Genomic DNA, 23,584 nt, shown 5'->3' with positions numbered 1-23,584 from the left:
GTGAGTAAAAATGAAAGTTGAAATTAAAGATTTAAAGAAAAGTTATGGTGATATAACTGTTTTAAAAGGAATTGATATGAATTTTGAAGAAGGAAAATTCTACGGTTTACTTGGCCCAAATGGTGCAGGAAAAACTACACTGTTTAATATTTTGATCAATGCTATCAAAAAAACAGACGGTGAAGTTCGTTGGCAGATTGGTGATGAAGTGATTGAGTCCAGTGAAGTATATCAGCATCTAGGTGTAGTGTTTCAACAAAATAATTTAGATGAATTTTTAACAGTTAAAGAAAACTTAATGGTTAGAGGGAAGCTATATGGCCTGAATAAAAATGAAGTCTTAGAAAGTTTAAAAGAAATCGACTGCTTTTTAGGTATAGAACCAATATTAAATAAAAGATACGGCCAGTTGTCTGGCGGTCAAAAAAGGAAATGTGACATTGCTCGTGCGTTAGTACATAATCCATCGATTTTACTATTGGATGAGCCTACAACAGCTTTGGATCCTAAAACGAGAACAGATTTATGGGAAGCAATCAAGTTTTTGAACAAAACAAAAGGTATGACGATTATCTTGATTACTCATTATTTAGATGAGATGGAGTCTTGTGACTTGTTAAATGTTTTAACGAATGGTCGAGTTAGTTATTTTGGGGATATTAATGAAGCAATGGGAACTACGACAGCAAATCAAGACGTTGTTGATATGGTCAATTACTGGTTGATTGCAGGTTTAGTAACGATTACTTCGATGACATCAACTTTAGGAGCATACGGCGTTATGATCTCTGATAAAGAAAAAGGAAAAGTTCTTGATTTTCATTTGACTGCTATTTCTAATGCGAAATTACAACTTACGTATATAATTGCAGCCGTTTTGATTGGGACAGTTACTTCATTTTTTGCCTATCTATTAGGAATTATTCTATTTGTAGGTGGTGGTGCATTGCTTTCTTCAGGAATCAACACGTTAGCTCTAGTATTAGGTAATATTTTTGCAGCAGCTCTACTATCAATTTTAATGATCTATCCAATTTGTAAATTAATCAAAGCAAGATCTGCTTTTGCTACTTTGAGTACGATCGTGGGGACTATAATTGGTTTTGTATCAGGGATTTATATCTCTATCGGTAGTGTCACACCATTTATGAGAACAGTGATGTCCTATTTTCCATTGACTCAAATGAATGCTTTTTTGAAAAAAGTTTTAATGAAGGACTCCCTCAATAATGTTTTTTCAGATGCACCAGACACAGTTGTGAATGCGTATAAACAAAACTATGGTATCGACTTATCTTTTAATACAGAAACAATTCTAACAGCTCAGCAGATGCTGATTTATCTATTCGCTTTTGCTGCAATTGCTCTAGTCTTTAATATCACATTTACTAAAGTAGTGAGTAAAGTTGAAGCACAATAAATATCAATTAAACAGATTAGAAGATAACGATATACCAAGTCATAAAAGGTGAAAAAGTGACAGTTGCAGATTTTCTATTGACTTGTGAGCTGAAAGAAATTTCTGATTTTTATGTAATGTTTTATTTTTAAGTTCAATTTTGGATGAACGTATATTTACAGAAGGTTCATATGATAATCACTATGTCACTGATAGATTAGAACAATCATTATCGATCGTATAAATATTTTAGTTAGCTATATCTTATGCAGTTAGCGTTATATTTTGATAGATACCTTAAGATATAGAAAAGTGTGTGGGAAAACTAGATTTTAGTTTTTTTCACACACTTTAAATTTTAATAAAAAAATAAATCGATATTTTTTGTTAAAGAACAATTTAATAGTCTAATATATTTATCTTTTCTTATCAAATTAGGCATTCTCCTTTATTAAACACTTGAAATTATGTATAATTAAGGTCAGTATTAGTCAAGGGAAAAGGATGAGAGTGATGAGTAATCAAAATACTTCGGATTTAATAGAGGCATATTTAAAGAAGATTCTTGAAGAAAGCAGTAAGATTGAGATTCGCAGAGCTGAAATGGCTCATTTATTCAATTGTGTTCCCTCCCAGATTAATTATGTTATTAACACACGTTTTACAATTCAACGTGGCTATTCTGTTGAGAGTAAACGTGGTGGTGGCGGCTATATTAGGATCGCCAAAGTTCAGATTTCTGATAGTGATCAATTGCTAAAACAAATTGCCAAATTTACGGGGGATGGACTTTCAGAAAAAGACGCACTGATTTTTGTCCAAAAGTTATATGAAGAAGACGTGATTACCAAAAGAGAAGGTAATCTGATGTTGTCTGTTCTTGGAAAATCAGTTTTAGGTAAAGCTGGATCAAATGAAGATTATTTACGTGCTCAATTGATGCATTCATTTTTAGAACGTTTGAGTTACGAGGAGGAATGATAGTATGGATGAATTATTTACAGAAAGTGCCAAGGCGGTATTAGCTATTGCACAAGAAGAAGCAAAATATTTTAGGCATCAATCTGTGGGCTCAGAACATTTGTTGTTGGCGTTAGTTTTAGAACCAAATGGAATTGCCGGGAAGTCATTACGTCAGTTGAACGCAGATAAAAACGATATTCGTGAAGAAATCGAACATTTAACTGGCTATGGGACCGTGAAAGGATATCCTAAAGGTGCTTATTTACCGTATTCTCCTCGTGCAAAACAAATTTTTGCTTATGCAGGCGATGAAGCGAAGCGTTTGGGTGCACCAAATATCGGAACGGAACATATTTTGCTAGGTTTATTAAGAGATGAAGATATCTTGGCTTCACGCATTTTATTGAATTTAGGTTTAAGTTTATCTAAAATGCGTCAGCTATTAATGAAGAAAATAGGTATTACTGATCCGCAAATGAGTGGGAATGTAGGACGCCGGCGCAATAATCAAGCTCAAAAAGCTGCGCCAAAAGGAACACCAACCTTGGATTCATTAGCGCGGGATTTAACGAAATTAGCACGTGAAAATGATTTAGATCCTGTTGTTGGACGTTCACAAGAGGTTAGACGTTTAATTCAAATTCTAAGTCGCCGTACAAAGAATAATCCTGTTTTAGTTGGCGAACCTGGTGTCGGTAAGACTGCGATTGCTGAAGGACTAGCGCAAAAAATTGTGAACGGTGAAGTTCCTGAAGATATGCTGGAAAAACGTTTGATGATGTTGGACATGGGTGCTTTAGTTGCAGGTACTAAGTATCGTGGTGAATTTGAAGATCGACTAAAAAAAGTGATCGATGAAATTTATCAAGATGGTGAAGTGATTTTGTTTATCGATGAATTGCATACCTTGATCGGTGCAGGTGGTGCTGAAGGTGCGATCGATGCATCAAATATTTTAAAACCAGCACTTGCAAGAGGAGAATTGCAAACGATCGGCGCAACAACACTAGATGAATACCAAAAATATATCGAAAAAGATTCAGCTTTGGAACGTCGTTTTGCTCGAGTACAAGTTGATGAACCAACACCGGAAGAAGCAGAAGAGATTTTAAAAGGTTTGCGTTCTCGCTATGAAGAACATCATGGTGTAGAAATCACAGATGACGCTTTACATGCGGCGGTTCAATTATCTGTACGCTACATTAATTCTCGCCAATTACCAGACAAAGCAATTGATCTGATGGATGAGTCATCAGCTAAAGTTCGTTTAGATTTGGCAGATGAACCTTCTGAAATCAATAATTTGCGCGTGGACATTGCTCGTTTAGTTCAAGAAAAAGAAGAAGCGATTCAGTCACAGTCTTTTGAAAGTGCAGCCAGACTACGCCAAAAAGAGAAAAAATTAGCCCGTAAATTAGAAAATATTCTACTATTAGAACAAAAAGAAGCTTCTGGTTATGCTAACCAAGTGACAGAGCAAGATGTTGCGAATGTTGTTTCACAATGGACAGGCGTGCCGTTACAACAGTTAGAGAAAAAAGAAAGTGAACGTTTACTTGAATTAGAAAGTATTTTACATCATCGAGTAGTCGGTCAGGATGAAGCTGTCCAAGCTGTGTCACGTGCAATCCGTCGAGCTCGCAGTGGGTTAAAAGATCCAGATAGACCAATTGGTTCATTTATGTTCTTAGGCCCAACAGGAGTGGGTAAAACAGAGCTTGCCAAAGCGTTAGCTGAAACGATGTTCGGTAGTGAAGATGCCCTTGTTCGAGTGGATATGTCTGAATTTATGGAGAAATACAGTACTAGTCGTTTGATCGGTTCTCCTCCAGGTTATGTGGGTTATGAAGAAGGCGGTCAGTTAACTGAAAAAATCCGTCAAAAACCTTATTCTGTCATTTTATTGGATGAAGTAGAAAAAGCGCATCCAGATGTCTTCAATATTCTCTTACAAGTATTAGATGATGGTCATTTGACCGATTCTAAAGGACGTAAAGTTGATTTTAGAAATACGATTTTGATCATGACATCAAATATTGGGGCAACAGCGATTCGTGAAGAAAAAAATGTCGGTTTCAACGTTAAAGACCTGACAAAAGATTATGATGCGATGCAAAAACGAATCATGGAAGAATTGAAAAAAGCGTTCCGTCCAGAGTTCTTGAACCGTGTGGATGAGACAGTTGTCTTCCGTTCATTGGATCAAGAAGAAATCCATGAAATCGTGAAAATTATGAGCAAATCCATCATTAAGCGTTTGAGAGAGCAAGATGTCAATGTGAAGATCACAGCAGCTGCCATCGAAGTGATTGGAAAAGTCGGCTTTGATCCAGAATATGGCGCACGGCCGATTAGACGAGCTTTACAAAAAGAGGTTGAGGATCGTTTAAGTGAGGCATTACTTTCCGGTCAAATCCATTTAGGTGATAAAGTAACGGTTGGTGCAAGTAAAGGCAAGATAACGTTGAATGTTAAATCACCTAAACCTAAACAAGTATTACAAACAATTTAATCAAAAAAATCAATAATTCGCTGTGCAAAACGAATCTGTTTTGTACAGCTTTTTTTCTTCATAAAAAAGAGAATGACGAATTAATTTTTATGAAAAATGAGCGTTAAAATAAAGAGATTCTATTGGAAAGTTTGTGAACCTGTGCTACTATAAAACAGTTGTCAGAAGAACGTTTGGAAGAGATAATAGCATTGTTTTTAATGGATCTTGTTGGAGACTGAACAAGCTCATTCAGCTTTTAAACTATCTAGCTTCACGAGCTTGCTCCTCAGGAAAATGATAAAAATAGATTGTGGTAGAAAGCGCCATCCTCAATTTTTTCTATTTTCAGACGGAGCAGAACAAGCTCATTCAGCTTTTAAAGGAGGATACAAAATGATTGAACTTATTGCGACTGCTGAGTCGATTGAACAAGCAGAGGCTTTGTTAGCAGTAGGGGTAAACACGTTATACATTGGAGAAGAGCTGTTCGGGTTACGCTTGCCGACGTCATTTTCTCGTGAGGAACAGCGGACTATTACTGAAAAAGCACACGAAGTCGGTAAAAAAGTAACGGTTGCATTGAATGGCATTATGCATCCTGAAAAAATGAAGAAGGTTCCGGAATATTTGGCATTTTTGCAGGAGATCAAAGTAGACCAAGTAACAGTTGGGGATCCAGGTGTTGTATTTGTGATGCAGCGTGATGGCATTGATATCCCATATATTTACGATGGCGAAACCTTAGTGACTAGCTCTCGCCAAATCAATTTTTGGGCGAAACGTGGAGCAATTGGTGCAGTATTGGCACGTGAAGTTCCTTTTGAAGAAATGAAAGCGATGAAGGATAACTTGATGGTTCCAGCTGAAGTTCTAGTGTATGGTGCTACATGCATCCACCAATCAAAACGGCCATTGCTGCAAAACTACTATAATTTTACTAAAAATGATGAAACAGCTGGCAAAGAACGTGGTTTGTTTATATCAGAACCTAAAAAAGAAGAGACACACTATTCAATTTATGAAGACAGTCACGGTACGCATATTTTTGCAGATAATGATGTGAATTTAATTGGTGAACTGGACAAGCTTCATGAACATAATTACACAAAATGGAAACTTGATGGGATTTACGCGCCAGGGGAGAACTTTGTAAAAGTAGCTAAACAATTCGTAGATGCAAAAGAAAAACTCGAATCAGGTCTTTGGTCACATGCTGAGGCACAAAAAGCAATTGATGAAATCGAAGCTTTGCATCCAGAAAATCGTGGTTTAGACATTGGATTTTTTGATTTAGATCCAGACGAGATAAAATAAGGAGAAAAAACACATGACAAAAGAACGAACACTGAAGCGTCCTGAGGTCTTAGCACCAGCAGGGACGCTAGAAAAACTAAAAACAGCAATTCATTACGGAGCAGATGCAGTATACATTGGCGGAAATGCTTATGGTTTACGTAGCCGTGCAGGCAATTTCACAAAAGAAGATATGATCGAAGGTGTAGCCTTCGCTAAAGAACACGGGGCCAAAGTTTATGTAGCAGCAAATATGGTCACGCATGAAGGGAATCAAGAAGGCGCAGGGGACTTTTTCAGAGAAATCCGCGATGTTGGTATTTCTGCAGTAATCGTTTCTGATCCAGCTTTGATTGAAATTTGTGCAGCAGAAGCGCCTGGTTTACCGATTCATTTGTCTACACAAGCTTCAGCTACCAATTATGAAACATTGGAATTCTGGAAAAACGAAGGGCTAGAACGTGTTGTTTTAGCACGTGAAGTGTCAATGGGTGAAGTAGCCGAAATTCGTAAAAATACGGATGTTGAGATCGAAGCGTTTATTCATGGCGCAATGTGTATATCGTATTCAGGTAGATGTACGCTGTCTAATCATATGTCTATGCGTGATGCTAACCGAGGCGGCTGTTCTCAATCTTGCCGTTGGAAATATGAGCTTTATGATATGCCTTTTGGCGGTGAACGTACAAGTTTGACTAATAAAGGTGAAGTCGAAGAAGAATTTTCAATGAGTGCGGTGGATATGGCGATGATCCAACATATTCCTGAATTAATTCAAAACGGTGTTGATAGTTTTAAAATAGAAGGACGCATGAAATCAATTCACTACGTTTCAACTGTGGCGAATGTATATAAAAAAGCTGTCGATACGTATATGGAAGATCCTGAAAATTATGAATGCAAACAAGAATGGATCGATGAACTCTGGAAAGTTGCGCAAAGAGAACTTTCAACGGGTTTTTATTATCATGTACCGACAGATGAAGAACAACTATTTGGAGAGCGTCGCAAGATTCCTCAATATAAATTTATTGGGGAAGTTATGGCTTATGATCCTGAGGCAAAAGTCGCAACGATTCGTCAAAGAAACCATTTTAGTGTAGGCGATGAAATTGAATTTTATGGTCCTGGGTTCAATCACTTCCATCAAACAGTAGAAGTTATGTATAATGAAGATGGCGAGTCGATCGATCGGGCACCAAATCCAATGATGATTTTAACGATGCCGGTTGAAGAACCAGTAGCGGTTGGTGATATGATTCGTAAGAAGAAATAAATAATTTGAGTGAGGGATTGGCTTTTAATAGCTTATCCCTTTCATTGCAGAAAGGATAAGTGAATAATGGTAAAACAATATGATTACATCGTAATCGGTGGCGGTAGTGGTGGAATTGCTTCTGCCAATCGTGCAGGAATGCATGGGGCCAGCGTTTTATTGATTGAAGCCGCAGATATTGGCGGAACGTGTGTCAATGTTGGGTGTGTGCCTAAAAAAGTAATGTGGCAAGCAAGTTCGATGATGGAAATGATGAGACGAGATACACAAGGATACGGATTTGACGTGGATGTAAAAGACTTCAGTTTTAAAAAACTTGTTCAAAATCGTGAAGCATATATCAATAATTTACATGCAGCGTATCATCGCGGATTAGATAGTAACAAAGTAGACGTTTTATCTGAGTATGCAACGTTTGTGGATGATCATACGATTGAAGCAGGTGGAGAAATGTATACAGCTCCCCATATTTTGATTGCTACTGGCGGACGTCCTAAAAAATTGGGCATTCCTGGTGAAGAATATGCAATAGATTCTAATGGCTTTTTTGCTTTAGAAGAGCTACCGAAACGAGTCGTATTTATTGGCGCAGGTTATATAGCAGCTGAACTTGCTGGAACACTTCACGGATTAGGTGCTGAAACACATTGGGCATTTCGTAAAGAGCGTCCGTTGCGAGAATTCGATGAAATGCTTTCTGAAAAAGTGGTTGAGCATTATAGCGAAGATGGTATGCATATTTATCCTCACTCAACTCCTCGTTCGATTGAGAAGTTTGAATCTGGAGAATTGATGATCACTTTTGAAAACGGGACTAAAATTATAGCTGACAGTATCGTATTCGGAACGGGTCGCCAACCAAACACGGATACTTTAGGTTTAGAAAATACCCATATTGAACTAACAGATAAAGGTTATGTAAAAGTTGACAAATTTCAAAATACAACACAATCTGGTGTGTATGCTGTTGGAGATGTGATTGGTAAAATCGATTTAACACCTGTTGCTATCGCAGCAGGGAGAAGACTTTCAGAACGTTTATTTAATGGAAAAGAACACGAATATTTAGACTATGAAACAATTCCGACGGTTGTCTTTACTCATCCGCCAGTTGCTACGGTTGGTCTAACTGAAAAAGAAGCAGAAGAAAAATACGGTGACGAGAATATCAAGATCTACCAATCAACGTTTACTCCAATGTATTTTGCACTAGGAGAGTACCGCCAAAAATGCGATATGAAATTAGTGTGTGTTGGCGAAGAGGAAAAAATTGTTGGACTACATGGTATTGGTCTTGGCGTTGATGAGATGTTGCAAGGCTTTGCAGTCGCTGTTAAAATGGGTGCTACGAAGAAGGATTTCGATAATACGGTAGCGATTCATCCGACAGGTTCTGAAGAATTTGTGACGATGAGATAAAAAATAAGGATAAAACGGCTGACGTTTTATCCTTATTTTTAATTTGTTCGTGCAAGAATCGCCTGTGTGATTGTTAACAATTCATTTTTAGCATCAGTAGATGTTTCAGGTAATTTATTAATCCCTTTTAATGCTTGTTGTGTATATTTTTCTGCCAGTTTCTGTGCTTTAGCAACACCGCCAAATGAATGGACGAGTTCGTAGATTTTATTTGTTTCAGAATCAGTTAGTTCTTCTCCTTTTTCAAGGTAAGGAAGTAACATTTCACGACCGTCTTCTAAAGCATATAAAAGTGGCAGTGAATAAATCCCTTGACGGACATCTTCTAGAACAGGTTTACCGATTTGTTCAGGACTTTGTGTATAATCTAAAACATCGTCAATGATTTGAAAAGCAATCCCAATATTTTCCCCGATTTTTCCGCAATTTTTAGCAAATCGATCTGATGTTCCACTTTCATAGGCACCCACAAAGCAACTTAATGAAAAAAGTTCTGCAGTTTTACCAGAAATATTTTCAAGGTACTGATCGATCGTCATGTCAAGATTATAGCGATTGTCCATTTGGCCCAATTCGCCACTCAATATTTTTTCCATGCTTCTGGAGTTCAGCTGGATACTCTTTAAAGAAGAGGAGTAATCGGCTAATAATTTAAAACAGCTGACAAATAAATAATCGCCAGCGTAAACCGCCGTGCTATTGCCGAATTGAGATCGTATAGTTGGTAAGCCGCGTCTGATATCTGCATCATCTACGATATCATCGTGGATCAGGGTTGCAGTGTGAAGTAACTCGATAGCCGCTGCCAAGGCAACAGCTTTTTTTCCTTCTCTTTTTTCACCAAATTGTGAAAATAAAAGTTGATAGGCTGGTCGCAACAATTTACCACCAGAATGGATCATAGACATGACCGCATTTTCGACCTCTTTGTTTTTTAAATTAACACTATTTTCCATTAGCTTTAGTGTGCTGTTTAAATCTTTTGCTAGTTCAGGATATTTTTTCCACATTGGATGAATGTTCATAAAATGGCTCCTTTGATTGTACTCGATCAGACTAAGATGTTACTGGAAATATTGACTCCATTTATGTTTGGTTGTTGATTCATAGTTTAACTGGAATTGCCGTAGTGTTTGAACATGGCGTAGCAAGTAGTTAGCCGCAATTCCTATCGCAATGCCAGATAATAAGCCGATAAACGAAAGAAATGGGAGATATAGCATAGGAGCCCACGATTGAGCAAAGAAACAAGTGGTCAATAATTGCCCAACGTTATGCAAAAAGCCACCAGCTGCACTGATTCCAATAATACTGACACGTTTTGGTCCTAGCTGCATGATGATGAGCATACCTAAATAACTAAGTAACGCACCACTAGCACTGTAAAAGAAGGTAGAAATCGTTCCTCCAAGTAAAGTAGTTAAAATCAAACGCATACAGACTAAAAAGAAACTGTCCCTTTTTCTCATGGTAAAAATGGCAATAATTGTAATCAAGTTAGCCAATCCTAATTTTGCACCTGGAGCAAAAGCAAAGGGATATGGAATCATGTTTTCAATTAAGCCAATGATCACACCTTGGGCAACTAACATGGAAATATAGATGTTTTTTTGTAATTTGCTCATAATATACTGGCAACGTTTAGTAAATCAAACTGCCATCCTCACTCCCGTCAGAAGCTTCAACTGTGATGAATAGATTATGTGGTAAACAAGCAATCGGTGTTTCTCCTGCTTTGGATATCCATCCTCGTTGTACGCAAATTTGATCTCCGCAGTTAGTTTCAACCATACGGATTCTGTCTCCGCTGACTTCGATCAAGTTGTAATCGCCATCAGCTGCTTCATATTTGTATGTATAAGTTGGGCCATCTTCTTTTAGCTCAAAAACTTTGATGACTTCACCATCTACTTTCAAGACGGCTTGTTTTGCAGCATCGTCTTGGGCGGTATTTTGTATGCCAAAAACAACAAGGGGCAAGAAAGAACTGATCGTTAAAAGTAAAATAATAACAATATCCCACGGACGTATATAACTTTTTTGAATAAATTCTTTAAAATTCAACTCTTTCCTCTCCTTTGTAGTTTTTAGTTGAATATATTCTATCATAATGAGAAAAGAAAGTTCTAGGAGTAAACCTAGAACTCTCTTAGATTTTTGCTATAAAAGTAATTATTTACTACCGTATCTAGATTTAGGTGTTCCATACCACCATTTACCTAGTGTACGTTGTACCCAAGGGATAACCCAGCGGTCTAAACCAAGTGCGCGCCCAGAACCATTCATCAAAGCAAATGCTACAAAGATAAACCAAATGTTTACCCAGTAGAACATACCTGATAGACAGAATGCAATCGTTAAACCAATTGTAGCGGCACTACTTAACCAAGTAAATAATCCAGCGATCAATGCTAAAGCGATCAACACTTCAACAATTGTCATGAATTTTTGCATGAACAAAGCAACTTCTTGGTTAGGCATCATAAATTTCATAACACTTTCAAACCATTTAGGCATATGATCAAATACTTGCATTGGCTCTTCACCATAGGCATAGCTTAAACCAAATTGAGCAGCTTTAGCTGTCGTTTCAGTTGCCTCAGCGCCACCACCTGCAGCAGATGCACCAGTTGTTACTTGTTCTTGTAACCAAGGGAATGGGAAGGCAACTTTATCAGTGAACCATGAACCCTCACCAAACCAAGTGCTTGGCTTCAAGTAATCGCCAGTCCCGACAATTTTCTTCATAGATTCGACTAACCAAACCATACCATAGAATACACGCAACGGAACGCTCCATAAAACATTACCATAACGAGATGAATGTCCACGTGTTACATTACGGTCGTCTTTAATATGGAAGAACTCGTGCATAATGTATTGGAACATGTAATAACCAGAACGGATATCAAAGAAATATTTCAAGTTAACGATGTGCTTCATAATGATTGCTAAGAAACCGCTAAGGTGAATTTTATCAAATAAGTTTGCCACACCCCATTTAGAGCCGACAGAAACCATGAACCCTTGATAATTTCCTTTGAATTTGTGTTTTTCGCTACCTTTGATGTCAGCTACGATATTTGCAGCGGCTGTATGACCAGTTTGTTCAGCAGCTTGAACGATTTGTGGTGTTGGCGTTTCAGGAAATTCTTCGTAATATACCAAGTCACCGACGATATAAATATTTTTGTCTTCGTAGCCTTTCGCTTGCATGTATTCATTTGCAATCAAACGATTACCACGAGCTGATTCTAAACCGAAGTCAGCAGCATCAGAAGTTGCTTTAACACCAGCAGTCCAGATCAATGTGTGAGTTGCAACAGAAGAACCATCTTTTAATTTGATATGGTCTGCAGCTACTTCAACGATTGGTGCGTTAAGCAACAATTTCACATTTTTCTTCTCTAAATAACGTTCAGCTTTTGCTGCATCATTACGAGAAAGCATGTTTAAGATTGTTGGCATTGCTTCAACGACCATTAATGTAAATTCATTAGGGTCAAGTTTAAATTCTTTTGCAAGACGATCTTTCCAGTCGATCAATTCGCCGACCATTTCGATACCAGTAAATCCTGAACCACAGACAACAAATGTCAGCATCGCTTTACGGACTTCTGGATCTGGCTCGATTGCAGCTTTTTCAACTGTTTCCAAGATATGTTCACGAATTTTCAGAGAGTTTTCAAAAGACCATAAAGTAAATCCATGTTCTTTAACTCCAGGAGTACCAAAATCATTTGGCTCGCCACCCATACCGATGATCAATTGGTCAAATTCATAAGAACCTAACTTCGTTTGAACGACTTTTTTGTCTTTATCGATACCAGTTACAGTGTCTGTTACAAGAGTAACATTCTTTTTACGTGAGAATAAACGTTGCAAGTCATATTGAATCGCAGAAGGCTCAACACGTCCTCCAGCTACTTCATGCAACTCAGTCATCATGGTGTGGTAAGAATGACGATCAATTAAAGTAATCTCAACGTCAGAATCTTTTTTCAATTTTTTGGCTAAAAATTTAGTAGCTGAAACTCCAGCATAACCAGCTCCCACAACGACAATTTTTTGCTTTGTCATTGATAATCCGCTCCTTAAAAAAATAAAATAGAAAATGATAATAATTACACAATCGAATTCATTATATAGCGATATTCAGGTTTTGTCTAATAACAATTCTTAAATATAGGAAATAAATTTTTATTATTAAAAAAGTGTGAAAAACGGGTAAAATTTTGTCTTTCTTTTATAACTTTAATTGACATAATTGAAATTTTCTATAGAATGTAAATTATATCACAAACTTAATTTGTGAACGTTTAAGAAAAGGAAAAGGTGAACAAAAATGAAAATGAACAAAATTGTAAAGGGCTTCACAGCTATCGCACTTTCATCTCTTTTATTAGCAGCATGTGGATCAGATCAAAAGAAAGATACAGCAAAATCATCTGATTCAAGTACTGCAACATCAAAAACAGCTGAATCTTCTAAAGCAACAGAAAAAGAAGCTGGTGCAGATTTACAAGATGGTACTTATAAATTAGAAGAAAAAAATGAATCAAATGGTTACCGTGCAACATTCGAAATGACTGTTAAAGATGGTAAAATCACTGAATCTAACTATGACAATATCAACGCTGAAGGTAAATCAAAGGCGGATGATAAAGACTACAACAAAAATATGAAAGACAAATCAGGCGTAGGCCCAGCTGAATATATTAAAGAATTGAACGATTCTTTTGTTAAAGCACAAAGCGCTGACGGTGTAGAAGTTGTAACTGGTGCGACTCACTCTAGTGAATCATTCCAAAACTATGCACAACAATTGATCCAAGCAGCTCAAGCTGGAGATACTAAAACAATCGAAATCGACAATGGGGCTGACCTTAAAGATGGTAAGTATTCATTGAAAGAAAAAAATAATTCAAACGGCTACCACACTGAATTTTCAATCGTTGTTAAAGATGGCAAAGTAACAGAATCTAACTACGATAACGTTAATGATGAAGGCAAATCTAAAAAAGATGATGCTGACTACAACAAAAACATGAAAGACAAATCAGGCGTAGGTCCAGCTGAATATATTAAAACTTTAAACGAAGAATTAGTTAAAGCGATGAACGAAAAAGACGGCTCAGCTGCAAACGTAGAAGTCGTAACTGGCGCAACTCACAGCTCACATTCATTTGTAACTTATGCAGAACAATTGATCAACGCTGCTGAGAAAGGCGATACTAACGAAATCGTTGTAGACAATATTGTAATGAAAAAATAATTTTTCATAGTGTAAATTGAAAGATAATGATGTGCAGAATTCAGATACTTATCTGGATTCTGCTTTTTGCTGTGAATCACCACGATTGGCTTTGCCAGAGTGGATGATGAACAGTACTTGGCGACCAAAGGGAGAGAAGTAACCATACTAGGAATCACCCAACGCCATAATCTCAAACACCCAAAGGTAATCTGGATTCAAAAAAAAGTGATTTTATAAATACAAAGAATCACCCTGACAAGCTTTGCCAGAGTGGATGATGAACAGTACTTGGCGACCAAAGGGAGAGAAGTAACCATACTAGGAATCACCCAACGCCATAATCTCAAACACCCAAAGGTAATCTGGGTTCAAAAAAAAGTGATTTTATAAATACAAAGAATCACCCTGACGAGCTTTGCCAGAGTGGATGATGAACAGTAAAAGGTTAGTTACTCCCATTTATTTAAAAACACAATCAACAAATAGAAAATCCTTTCCATTCAAGAGAAAAAGCGCTACTATAAATAAGATAATTTTTCTATTTAGAAAGAGGGATACGATGAAAAACAAAAAATCACTGATCATTTTAATAACAGCACTATTTTTAGTCATTCTAGCAGGATGTAACTCAAAAAATGAGGGATCAAAAATCAACAAAGAACCTTATTCAGATCAACAATCACTTCTAGGGACGTATGTACAAGTAAGAATCTATGATGATGGCAAAGAAGATGTCCTGAAAAAAGCCTTTGCTCGTGTCAAGGAACTAGGGGATAAAATCACTGTAAATGAAAAAGGTTCAGAAATCGATGAAATCAATGAACAAGCTGGTATAAAACCCGTCAAAGTTTCTGATGATATTTATCCATTGTTGAAACGTGCATATGAATACAGTGAAGATTCTTCCGGCGGTTTTGATATGGCAATCGGGCCAATCACCCAATTGTGGCATATTGGCTTTGACGATGCTCGTAAGCCTTCACAAGAAGAAATCGATCAAGCGCTAAAATTAGTTGATTATCATAAAGTAAAATTAAATGATGAAGAAAAAACAGTTTATCTCGAAGAAAAGGGCATGCAGCTTGATTTAGGTGCGATTGCAAAAGGATTTATTACAGATGAAGTTGTGAAAGTCTTAAAAGACAATGGTGTAACGACTGCAATCGTGGATTTAGGTGGAAATGTCTATGTACTTGGACATAGTCCTCGCGGTAAGGATATGGATTGGAATGTCGGAATTCAAGATCCTAACAAAGCACGTAATACCGTAATCGGAACGGTTCAAGAAAGTAATAAGACATTAGTAACTTCAGGTATCTATGAACGCTTTTTAGAAGTAGATGGGAAAAAATATCATCACTTATTTGATCCTAAAACAGGTTATCCTTTTGATAATGATATTGCTGGTGTGACAGTGATTACAAATGAATCGATCGATGGTGATGGATTATCAACCGCTGTATTTTCTATGGGAGTCAAAAAAGGCTTGGAGTATGCTGAAGGTCTGAAAGATGTCGATGTGATTTTTGTTACAAAAGAGGATAAAGTATTTGTAAGTAAAGATATCGAAAAGATTTTTGAATTAGGAAAAGATTCAGGTTATACAATGGGTGATCGTAAAGACCTGAAATAAGGAGAACGGATATGTCTTTGAAAGTGTTTTTGCAAGTTGTGGAAATTCAGACGAAATTAGCAAGTCTATTTCCCTTTGCAATTGGGGTGCTATTTTCGATAGCTTATTTTAATCAGTTTCACGCAGGGTATACCCTGTTATTTTTCATTGGAATGGTTGTATTCGATATGGCGACGACCGCAATCAATAATTATATGGATTTTAAGAAAGCAAAATCGCAAGTATACAAATATGAAGAGAATATTATTGGCAGTTCAGGGATTGCGCCAGTTCTAGTTAGAAATATGATCTTTGGAATGATCGCTTTTGCAGCAGTTATCGGAATTTTTTTGACTGCTAAAACAGGTTGGTTATGTTTGGTAATAGGTGGAGTGTGCTGTTTTATTGGTATTTTTTACACATTTGGTCCGATTCCGCTCTCTCGTATGCCCTTAGGTGAAGTATTTAGCGGATTTACTATGGGACTTGGGATTTTTGCGCTGACGATTTATTTGAATGTACAAGTGAGTCCTCCGTTTTATCTAATGCTTGATTGGAGTCGTGGAATATTCGCTTTGACCGGCAATCTGTGGGCAGTATTAGCGATCATTTGGGCCTCTTTACCGATGGTGTTTACGATTGCGAATATCATGCTGGCAAATAATTTGAGAGATTTAGATACAGATATTGAGAATCACCGATATACATTGGTTTATTATATTGGTAGAAAGCAAGGTTTGATTTTATTTCAACTATTGATGTTGGCGTGTTATGTGGTTGTTTTGATTGGCTTGCCATTTGGCGTGTATCGCTGGCCGATTTTAACTGTATTTTTATCTTTGCCAGTTATTTGGAACAATCTTCAGCTGTTCAAAAAGGAATTGCCGCATCCTAAAAGCTTTGGTTATTCGATAAAAAATTTGATGGTATTTAATGGAAGTTATTTATTAGGTCTATTACTGACGATCATTTTAGAAAAAATTTAAATAAAAAAGAAGGAAGCAGTAACCAACAACGACTCTGCTTCCTTCTTTTTTTACGCTCTATTTTAACAACCCTTTTTCAAACACTACTTTTTATTTTTTTTACTCTTAATGAATAGAAATAGTATAGCTAGTAAAATAATGGCAATACCGACAATTGAAACGTAAACTGTTTTCTTTTCCCCTGTATTTGGAAATAGATCTTTTTTCTTTTCTTCTTTTTTCTCAGAAGAGGACTGTGTACTTTCCACAGGGTTAGATGTGTCTGTAGTTGCAGAGACACCAGCGAAGGTTTTATCGTTCAATGTGTAGACAGGTGAATAGTCGTTAGTTTCACTGTTAAAAGCAAAGAAACTGTAATTGTCTTGGTAAGAAAGTGTAAAGTAACCTTCAGCATCTGTTGAAACAGGATTATTTAGATCAACAAATGGATAAAATAATGTTATGTTTGCAGGTGCTGAATCATAGTTAGCAGTATTGTCTCCGTATATATGAACGTTACTTGCTGCTACGCCATCTACTGATGATACTTTTCCTTTAACTTGTTTGTTGTCAGAATCATAGGAGATAAACTGTATATTGTAAGTTGGGGCAGTTTTTACTACTGTATACGCCATATTTAGGATAACTTCTTGTTTTTCTCCTTGATCCTCTTCCCAAGGATAAAGCATGAAGCTAACGTTGACTAAATTTTTTCCTAGTTTATCTGTTGGAGCTTCGTCTAAAAGTTTAAGATCTCTAAATGCAGCACCATGAAAACCTCCATCTTGGTAGAGCATTTCAGCCGTCACTTTTTCTCCTTGAAAGACAACGAGTGTTGTGTGGATAATGTCACCGTACAGATTTCCAATAGTGTTGGATGTTTCGGAGGAACTTGAATCTAATGTGGAAGAAGAACTGTTCTCCACAATTTTCTCATCATTTTTTTCTGTGTCTTGTGTTGAGGCTGAAGAGCTTTCAACTTTTGAATCCTCAGTGGTAGATAATATCTCCTCTGCAAAACTTGTGATTGGAAGAGCAAGCGATAATGCAACCAAACAAAAAACAATTCTTTTCATAACTATTCTCCTTTTTGTAATATTTGTATCATTTGCAATACAAATGTAACATAACGGAAATATATAGCAAATAGAGGTAAGAAAACTTTCGCGTTTCTTAAGGGAATCTTAAGGTTTATGTTTAGTTATGAATCCTAAAGTGTTGGATTTATACTGTTCAGGCTAATTTCTCCAGAAGAAAGTACTTTTTCTTTTTTATCTTGAAGTTGGACAACTAATTCACCATGATCGTTGATTGCTGTTGCGATCCCTTTATAGTCAATGCCACTTTGCGTGAAAGAGACGGTCTTCCCAAGGACAAACGATTTTTGGCGATATTCTTCTAAAAAACTTTGTTCCGGTAGTTGATTTAGTATGGCATAAAATTGATTCCAAATTTCTCCAATCAATTCGTTTCTTGTAATGATTGGTTCATCTTCTGGAAATAGAGAGGTTGCTTTTTCTCTTAATTCTTTTGGAAACTCATTTTGTTTTAAAGAAAAATTGATTCCCATACCGATAATGACGTTTGAAATTTGTCCTGATTCTACATCACTCATGGCTTCTGATAAAATCCCACAGACTTTTTTGCCATTGATATAAATATCGTTGACCCACTTGATTTTAGTTTGTACAGGTGTCAGATTGTCCATTGCTCGAGCAATCGCTACCGCCATGATCACAGTATATTGCGCCATTTCTTCAAAGTTTTGATTCGGTCTTAATAACATGCTCATGTAAATACCACTGCCTGCTTTTGAGAAGAACGGTCGGCCAAACCGTCCTTTTGGAGCTTCTTGGATATCCGCTACAATCAATGTATTATCTGGTTCTCCGTTTATTGCGGCCAGTTTAGCATCTTTCATTGTGGACTCTGAAGAGTTTAGAACCGTTATTGCCAGGTTAGGAGTTGCAGAACCTAAAGCTAAACGAATTCCCTCCGCGGATAAAACGTCTGATTTATCATAGCAATAGCCCTTATTGCGGCTACTTGAAATAATATGACCTTCTTTTTTCAGTTCATTGATGGCTTTCCAAATCGCTGTACGTGATAAAGAAAGTTGTTGCGCCATTTCTTCTCCTGAAATAAACGCTGGCGCTTGTTTCATTAATAAAGTTAACACCTGACTTTTTGTAGACATAGACCTCGCTCCTTTATAGTAGTTTCATTGTATCTGATGTGAGGAAGAGCGGTCAACTGCAATACGTCTGAAAGAGGAGAGGAAAATCCTTCTAAAGATGTATGATTTCACCTTGAAAAATTGTTATAATCAAATGGTAGGAATGAGAAGCAAAGTATTGAACTAGAAAGTTAATAGAGAGATGGAGTTGGGAAAATGGAAAAGCAACAATATATTTGTGATAAGTGTGGAAATGAGCACTATGTTTCCGATCAGTTTCAAGCAACAGGAGGAAACTTCGCAAAAATATTTGACGTACAAAATAAAAAATTTATCACAGTCAGCTGTACGAGATGCGGCTTTACGGAATTATACCGTGGACAAACATCAGATGGTTGGAATGTTTTAGACTTTTTAATAGGTGGCTAATCGCCAACTAAATAAATGAAAAAGGAAGTTCGAGTGTACGATCACTTGAACTTCCTTTTTGTTTAAACTAATAATAACTGATCGTCTTTTAATTCAGTACCGCTATTTTTATGGAACATCTCCATCAATTCATTGACAGTTAAATCCTTTTTCTGCTCAGCAGGTACATCTACTACGACTTGACCTTGATGTAGCATGATCAAACGGTTGCCGTAACGAATCGCATCTTCCATATCGTGCGTCACCATAAATGCCGTTAGATTTTGCTCTTGGATCAATTTTTCTGTCAACTCCATGACAGTGATCGATGTTTTAGGATCAAGTGCTGCTGTGTGTTCATCTAGTAAAATCAATTCTGGGCGAATCAAGGTAGCCATTAGCAAGGTAATCGCCTGACGTTGTCCGCCAGATAGTAAACCAATTTCTGTACCTAAACGATTTTCCAATCCTAAATTCAAACTAGCTAATTGTTCTTTGAAGAAATTTCGGTCATTTTTGCGAACGCCATTGCCTAAACCACGTTTTTTTCCACGTTTCATAGCAAGTGCCATATTTTCTTCCACAGTTAAACGAACAGCCGTCCCCATCTTAGGGTCTTGAAAAACACGGCTGATTTGTTTTGAGCGGGCAACGACACGTTGTTTTGTGATGTCTTTACCGTTTAAAGCTAACTGACCTTCTTCGATCGGCAATGTGCCAGCGATACTATTTAGTAAAGTAGATTTACCAGCGCCGTTTCCACCGATGATTGTAATGAACTCCCCTTGGTTGATGGTCAAATCAATTCCTTTTAATACGTGATTTTCATTAACTGTTCCGCGTTCAAAATATTGGTGTAAGTTTTTGATTGTTAATACAGGCTCCATTAATTTGCTCCTCCTTTACGTTTTCCAAGCTTAGAAAATCCTAATTTTTTTTGAATCAGAGGTGAAGAGAGACAGATGACCAAAATGATTGCTGAGAATAATTTCAAATCCGCGGGATCAACGCGTAGCTCTAAAACACAAGCGAGGATAAAACGGTACAAGATGGCACCAATCACAATTGTAATCAAACGCAGACCAAGTGATTTATTTTTAAAGAGAACCTCAGCAATGATGATTGAAGCAAGCCCGATAACGATCGTTCCAATGCCAGAATTCAAATCAGCAAAGTTATTATTTTGTACAAGTAAAGCACCTGATAGTGCAATACAACCATTAGATAGCATATATCCGATGATCTTCATATTGTCTGTTTTGATCCCATTGGCTTCACTCATGTCGATGTTGTCACCAGTAGCTCGTGTGGCTAAGCCGATTTCAGTTTTAAAGAATAAGACAAGTAAGACAATAACCAAAAGTACAATGATCGAACCGACAACTATCGCGCTGTTGACTTTAGTGAAACCTAATGACTGAGCGTGAGAGAAAATCGAATCTGTCCCAATCAAAGAAATATTTGGAGCGCCCATGATCCGTGAGTTGATACTGTAAAGACCTGTCATTGTGATGATTCCTGCTAATAAAGCAGGGATTTTTAATTTTGTATGCAGTAGTCCCGAAACAAGACCTGCTAACATGCCAGCAATAAAAGCAAAAAGCAATGCCACGATTGGCGCTATCATATAATGGATATCAAATAAAGACTGGATAGGCGCCGGCCAAGTGGTCGGATCTTTTGCTAAAATAACTGCGGCTACAGCGCCGCCTAAAGGAAAACTTCCTTCTGTCGTCAAATCAGCAATGTCTAAAATACGGTAAGTTAGAAAGACTCCAATGGCAAGTAACGACCAAAGAAGACCTTGAGAGGTTGAGGATAGTAGTATGTCTAACAATAAAATCAGCTTCTTTCAATAATTAGTATGTAACAGTTGAGAAAAAGCTAGTCGCTTATTTTCTCAACAATTGTTTAGATGTTAAGGTGCTTTTATCGTATCAGGATCGATGTCTAAGGCTTTCGCCATGTCTTTATTTACAAAAAGTTCTAAGTCTTTCGCTTTTTCAACAGGCATGCCCTCAGGTTTTGCTTCACCTTTTAGAATTTTTGCAGCCATAACACCTGTTTGTTTACCTAGTGATTTATAATCGATTCCGACAGTTGCTAAGCCACCTTCTTCAACTTGTTCGATTGAACCTGCAATAACCGGGATCTTATGTTCTTTCGCTACTTCACCGATAACAGCAGCTGCTGAGGCGAAAGTATTATCTGTTGGGATATAAATGGCATCAACATCTTTTGCTAAGCTTGTCGTTACTTGCTGTACGTCATTCGTTGAATTTGCCGTTAAAATTTTTGCTTTGATTCCAGCTTCTTTTAAGGCTTTTTCAGCCATATCAGCTTGAATTTTAGAATTCGCTTCCCCTGCGTTGTACATAATCCCCACAGTTTTAGCATCAGGCACAATGTTCAATAATAGGGCAATTTGTTTGTCGATTGGGACGATATCGGTAGTTCCTGTAACATTGCCGCCAGGTTTTTCATCGGATTTGACTAATTTAGCGCTGACTAAGTCAGTAACTGCTGTGACTAGAATCGGTATGTCTGTTGTTTCGTTCAATAAAGACTGAGCGGCAGGTGTTGCGATTCCTAAAAGTAGGTCTGGTTTTTCTTTGACTAGTTTTTCACTCATACTTTTTAATTGGGCTTGATCATTTTGTGCATTGCTGTATTCAATCGTCAGATTTTCGCCATCCTTAAATCCGTTATCAGCTAAGCCTTCTTTGAATCCTTCAAATGCAGCATCTAGTGAGCCATGTTCAACAGGTTGTAACACACCGATTTTTTTACTGTCACTATTTGTTCCGTTAGCTGCTTTTTTGCCATCGCCACATGCGCCAAGAGCCAATAATGCTACTGCCGACATGATGCTTAGTCCTACTAGTTTCTTTTTCATCTTGATTCCTCCAATTATGATTGATGTTGATAAAACAAAAAATCCATTTAGACAATATGCCTAAATGGATTGATAAAAGTCGTAGGTAAACACTTCTTTATTCGCCACTTAGGAATGTCTAGGTGGCTGTTTGTTCAATACAAAGCGCTCTAGCCATCATAGATACAAAAACAGGTTTTTGCTGTTTGTACCCACGATTGCATGAATACAAAACTATCTAAAGTAGCTAAAGTAAGCTTTATTCAGTTGTGCGTTGATTGAGTATGTCATAAAAGATCCCTCCGCAAATTGAATTGTGTTTAGTATAAAGGAAAAGGAGGTCTACTGTCAACTCATTTTTTAAATTTTCTGAACATTCATGTAATGAACATGAATTTGTGAAATTTTTAAATTAATTGTAATAAACCAAATGAAAATGGATATCTTTGTGAATTTAAACGATTTCATGCTACTATTTAACTGAATAAATAGTAAATTATTAGGAGGATGTATATGATTTCGAAAAAATTAATCACATTAGGAACATTAGCAGCAACTGTATTAGTATTGGGTGCATGTAACAGTGACAATAAAGCTTCTAAAGATAGTTCCTCTGATAGCAAAACAGAAACATCAATGAGTTCAAGTGTTGATGCAGTGAGTGGTGCTTCAATAAGTGACAAACCAGAAGTAATTGAAAAAGCGTTGAGTAAAGATGGTAACTGGATTGTTGCGGCAACAGCTGATCTGACTTTTGATAAAGATGTTACAGTTGCTGGGGAGTTCCATGATAAAGGAGAAGCTTCAGGCGATATTTATAGAAAATTAGCATTATATGCACAAGACTCAGATAAAAAAGTGACAGCTGAGTATACAGTTACTGTTCCTAAACTAGTTGTTGAAACAGAAAACTTCAATATTGTGAATGGAACTGTTAAAGGGGATATCTTAGTTAAAGCCAATGGTTTTGTCTTAAATGGCACAAAAGTTGATGGGAACGTAACCTTCGAAAAAGAAGAATACAAAACTTCTGCTACTCTAGATAAAGAAGGCGCTGAAATTACTGGAGAAACTACAGTTCAATAAGAAAAAATAGTAGAATATGTAAGAAGGCATTCGGTGTTTTTCGAGTGTCTTTTTTTGTAGAAAGCAGGGCACTAGAAGCTTGCGAAAAACCTTGACTTTTATTATAGAAGGAAGTACAATGTATAGATGCAAAAACTATCTGAAAAATGACAAAGCAGGAGCGAAATATTGTCCGTTCCGGTTTTTAATAGGGAAACAAAAGTAGAGACGCACGAGAAATTTTCAAGAGCACATTCTATTTTTGGTTTTTTTTTGCCTAAAAACTGCAAAAAATGCTCAATATTACAGATATTTAATATTTGTAATATTAAAGAAATATTTTCGGTTAGTGTTTTGATAGACTTTTAATTAGAGGAGTGAA

20 protein-coding genes are annotated in these 23,584 nt (G+C 36.9%); 11 read left to right on the top strand and 9 right to left on the bottom strand.

The genetic code is table 11. The annotated features are described in order from the left end of the window. Nucleotides 1-10: 10 nt before the first annotated feature. The 6 genes from IGJ02_RS16010 to gor all read left to right on the top strand — a co-directional run bounded on the left by IGJ02_RS16010 (nucleotide 11) and on the right by gor (nucleotide 8,844). Nucleotides 11-1,420, top strand: a complete 1,410-nt coding sequence (locus IGJ02_RS16010; protein WP_430602703.1) for an ABC transporter ATP-binding protein/permease — start codon at nucleotides 11-13, stop codon at nucleotides 1,418-1,420. 492 nt (nucleotides 1,421-1,912) lie between these two features. After that, nucleotides 1,913-2,380, top strand: a complete 468-nt coding sequence (locus tag IGJ02_RS16005) for a CtsR family transcriptional regulator (protein WP_010762185.1) — start codon at nucleotides 1,913-1,915, stop codon at nucleotides 2,378-2,380. Nucleotides 2,381-2,384: 4 nt separating this feature from the next. Beyond that, nucleotides 2,385-4,874 (top strand): ATP-dependent Clp protease ATP-binding subunit, encoded by a 2,490-nt coding sequence (locus IGJ02_RS16000; RefSeq protein ID WP_010762186.1) that lies wholly within the window; start codon nucleotides 2,385-2,387, stop codon nucleotides 4,872-4,874. Between the two features lie 375 nt (nucleotides 4,875-5,249). Next, nucleotides 5,250-6,170: a peptidase U32 family protein gene (locus IGJ02_RS15995; RefSeq protein ID WP_430602702.1), complete on the top strand. Its 921-nt coding sequence runs from the start codon at nucleotides 5,250-5,252 to the stop codon at nucleotides 6,168-6,170. A gap of 13 nt (nucleotides 6,171-6,183) precedes the next feature. Next, nucleotides 6,184-7,425, top strand: a complete 1,242-nt coding sequence (locus tag IGJ02_RS15990) for a peptidase U32 family protein (protein ID WP_430602701.1) — start codon at nucleotides 6,184-6,186, stop codon at nucleotides 7,423-7,425. Between the two features lie 66 nt (nucleotides 7,426-7,491). Beyond that, nucleotides 7,492-8,844: a glutathione-disulfide reductase gene (gene gor, locus IGJ02_RS15985; RefSeq protein ID WP_010762189.1), complete on the top strand. Its 1,353-nt coding sequence runs from the start codon at nucleotides 7,492-7,494 to the stop codon at nucleotides 8,842-8,844. A gap of 38 nt (nucleotides 8,845-8,882) precedes the next feature. Here gor and IGJ02_RS15980 read toward each other — a convergent pair whose 3' ends face one another. From IGJ02_RS15980 to IGJ02_RS15965, 4 genes are all read right to left on the bottom strand, one after another. After that, nucleotides 8,883-9,869: a polyprenyl synthetase family protein gene (locus tag IGJ02_RS15980; RefSeq protein WP_430602700.1), complete on the bottom strand. Its 987-nt coding sequence runs from the start codon at nucleotides 9,867-9,869 to the stop codon at nucleotides 8,883-8,885. 39 nt (nucleotides 9,870-9,908) lie between these two features. Continuing rightward, nucleotides 9,909-10,469, bottom strand: coding sequence for a Gx transporter family protein (locus IGJ02_RS15975; protein WP_034683622.1), 561 nt, complete (start codon nucleotides 10,467-10,469; stop codon nucleotides 9,909-9,911). Nucleotides 10,470-10,485: 16 nt separating this feature from the next. Next, nucleotides 10,486-10,908 (bottom strand): NusG domain II-containing protein, encoded by a 423-nt coding sequence (locus tag IGJ02_RS15970; RefSeq protein WP_010762192.1) that lies wholly within the window; start codon nucleotides 10,906-10,908, stop codon nucleotides 10,486-10,488. Between the two features lie 108 nt (nucleotides 10,909-11,016). Beyond that, nucleotides 11,017-12,924 carry an NAD(P)/FAD-dependent oxidoreductase gene (locus IGJ02_RS15965; protein WP_010762193.1) on the bottom strand — a complete coding sequence of 636 codons (1,908 nt, stop codon included), beginning with the start codon at nucleotides 12,922-12,924 and terminating at the stop codon, nucleotides 11,017-11,019. Between the two features lie 265 nt (nucleotides 12,925-13,189). Here IGJ02_RS15965 and pplA point away from each other — a divergent pair, with 265 nt between their 5' ends. The 3 genes from pplA to menA all read left to right on the top strand — a co-directional run bounded on the left by pplA (nucleotide 13,190) and on the right by menA (nucleotide 16,699). Next, nucleotides 13,190-14,119 (top strand): extracellular electron transfer flavoprotein PplA, encoded by a 930-nt coding sequence (pplA, locus tag IGJ02_RS15960; RefSeq protein ID WP_010762194.1) that lies wholly within the window; start codon nucleotides 13,190-13,192, stop codon nucleotides 14,117-14,119. Nucleotides 14,120-14,660: 541 nt separating this feature from the next. Then, entirely contained in the window at nucleotides 14,661-15,734 is a 1,074-nt protein-coding gene (locus IGJ02_RS15955; RefSeq protein WP_010762195.1) for an FAD:protein FMN transferase, read from the top strand. Nucleotides 15,735-15,745: 11 nt separating this feature from the next. Beyond that, nucleotides 15,746-16,699 carry a 1,4-dihydroxy-2-naphthoate polyprenyltransferase gene (menA, locus tag IGJ02_RS15950; protein WP_430602699.1) on the top strand — a complete coding sequence of 318 codons (954 nt, stop codon included), beginning with the start codon at nucleotides 15,746-15,748 and terminating at the stop codon, nucleotides 16,697-16,699. Nucleotides 16,700-16,782: 83 nt separating this feature from the next. Here the strand turns inward: menA and IGJ02_RS15945 are convergent, their stop codons facing one another. Together IGJ02_RS15945 and IGJ02_RS15940 are read right to left on the bottom strand one after the other, a co-directional pair. Then, the gene (locus IGJ02_RS15945; RefSeq protein WP_010762197.1) at nucleotides 16,783-17,754 is read right to left on the bottom strand and encodes an LPXTG cell wall anchor domain-containing protein; all 972 of its coding nucleotides are present in this window, start codon (nucleotides 17,752-17,754) and stop codon (nucleotides 16,783-16,785) included. 134 nt (nucleotides 17,755-17,888) lie between these two features. Continuing rightward, nucleotides 17,889-18,875 carry a biotin--[acetyl-CoA-carboxylase] ligase gene (locus tag IGJ02_RS15940; protein ID WP_430602698.1) on the bottom strand — a complete coding sequence of 329 codons (987 nt, stop codon included), beginning with the start codon at nucleotides 18,873-18,875 and terminating at the stop codon, nucleotides 17,889-17,891. A 195-nt stretch (nucleotides 18,876-19,070) separates the two neighbouring features. On the opposite strand from IGJ02_RS15940, the gene IGJ02_RS15935 reads away from it, so the two are divergent. Next, nucleotides 19,071-19,283, top strand: a complete 213-nt coding sequence (locus IGJ02_RS15935; RefSeq protein WP_010762199.1) for a zinc ribbon domain-containing protein — start codon at nucleotides 19,071-19,073, stop codon at nucleotides 19,281-19,283. Between the two features lie 62 nt (nucleotides 19,284-19,345). Here IGJ02_RS15935 and IGJ02_RS15930 read toward each other — a convergent pair whose 3' ends face one another. The 3 genes from IGJ02_RS15930 to IGJ02_RS15920 form a co-directional block, all read right to left on the bottom strand. Then, the gene (locus IGJ02_RS15930; protein WP_010762200.1) at nucleotides 19,346-20,149 is read right to left on the bottom strand and encodes an ABC transporter ATP-binding protein; all 804 of its coding nucleotides are present in this window, start codon (nucleotides 20,147-20,149) and stop codon (nucleotides 19,346-19,348) included. Next, entirely contained in the window at nucleotides 20,149-21,099 is a 951-nt protein-coding gene (locus tag IGJ02_RS15925; protein ID WP_010762201.1) for an ABC transporter permease, read from the bottom strand. The genes IGJ02_RS15930 and IGJ02_RS15925 overlap by 1 nt, the downstream gene beginning before the upstream one ends. An 81-nt stretch (nucleotides 21,100-21,180) precedes the next feature. After that, nucleotides 21,181-22,158 (bottom strand): ABC transporter substrate-binding protein, encoded by a 978-nt coding sequence (locus IGJ02_RS15920; RefSeq protein WP_430602697.1) that lies wholly within the window; start codon nucleotides 22,156-22,158, stop codon nucleotides 21,181-21,183. A 492-nt stretch (nucleotides 22,159-22,650) separates the two neighbouring features. Between IGJ02_RS15920 and IGJ02_RS15915 the strand changes: the two genes are divergently transcribed. Continuing rightward, nucleotides 22,651-23,223, top strand: coding sequence for a polymer-forming cytoskeletal protein (locus IGJ02_RS15915; RefSeq protein WP_430602696.1), 573 nt, complete (start codon nucleotides 22,651-22,653; stop codon nucleotides 23,221-23,223). Nucleotides 23,224-23,584: the final 361 nt, after the last annotated feature.

The organism is Enterococcus sp. DIV0724b, from assembly GCF_050531475.1.
In the GTDB taxonomy this organism is placed as follows: Bacteria; Bacillota; Bacilli; order Lactobacillales; family Enterococcaceae; genus Enterococcus_L; species Enterococcus_L haemoperoxidus.
Note: the sequence above shows the minus strand (reverse complement) of the source record. Positions and strands in the feature narration are given on the sequence as shown.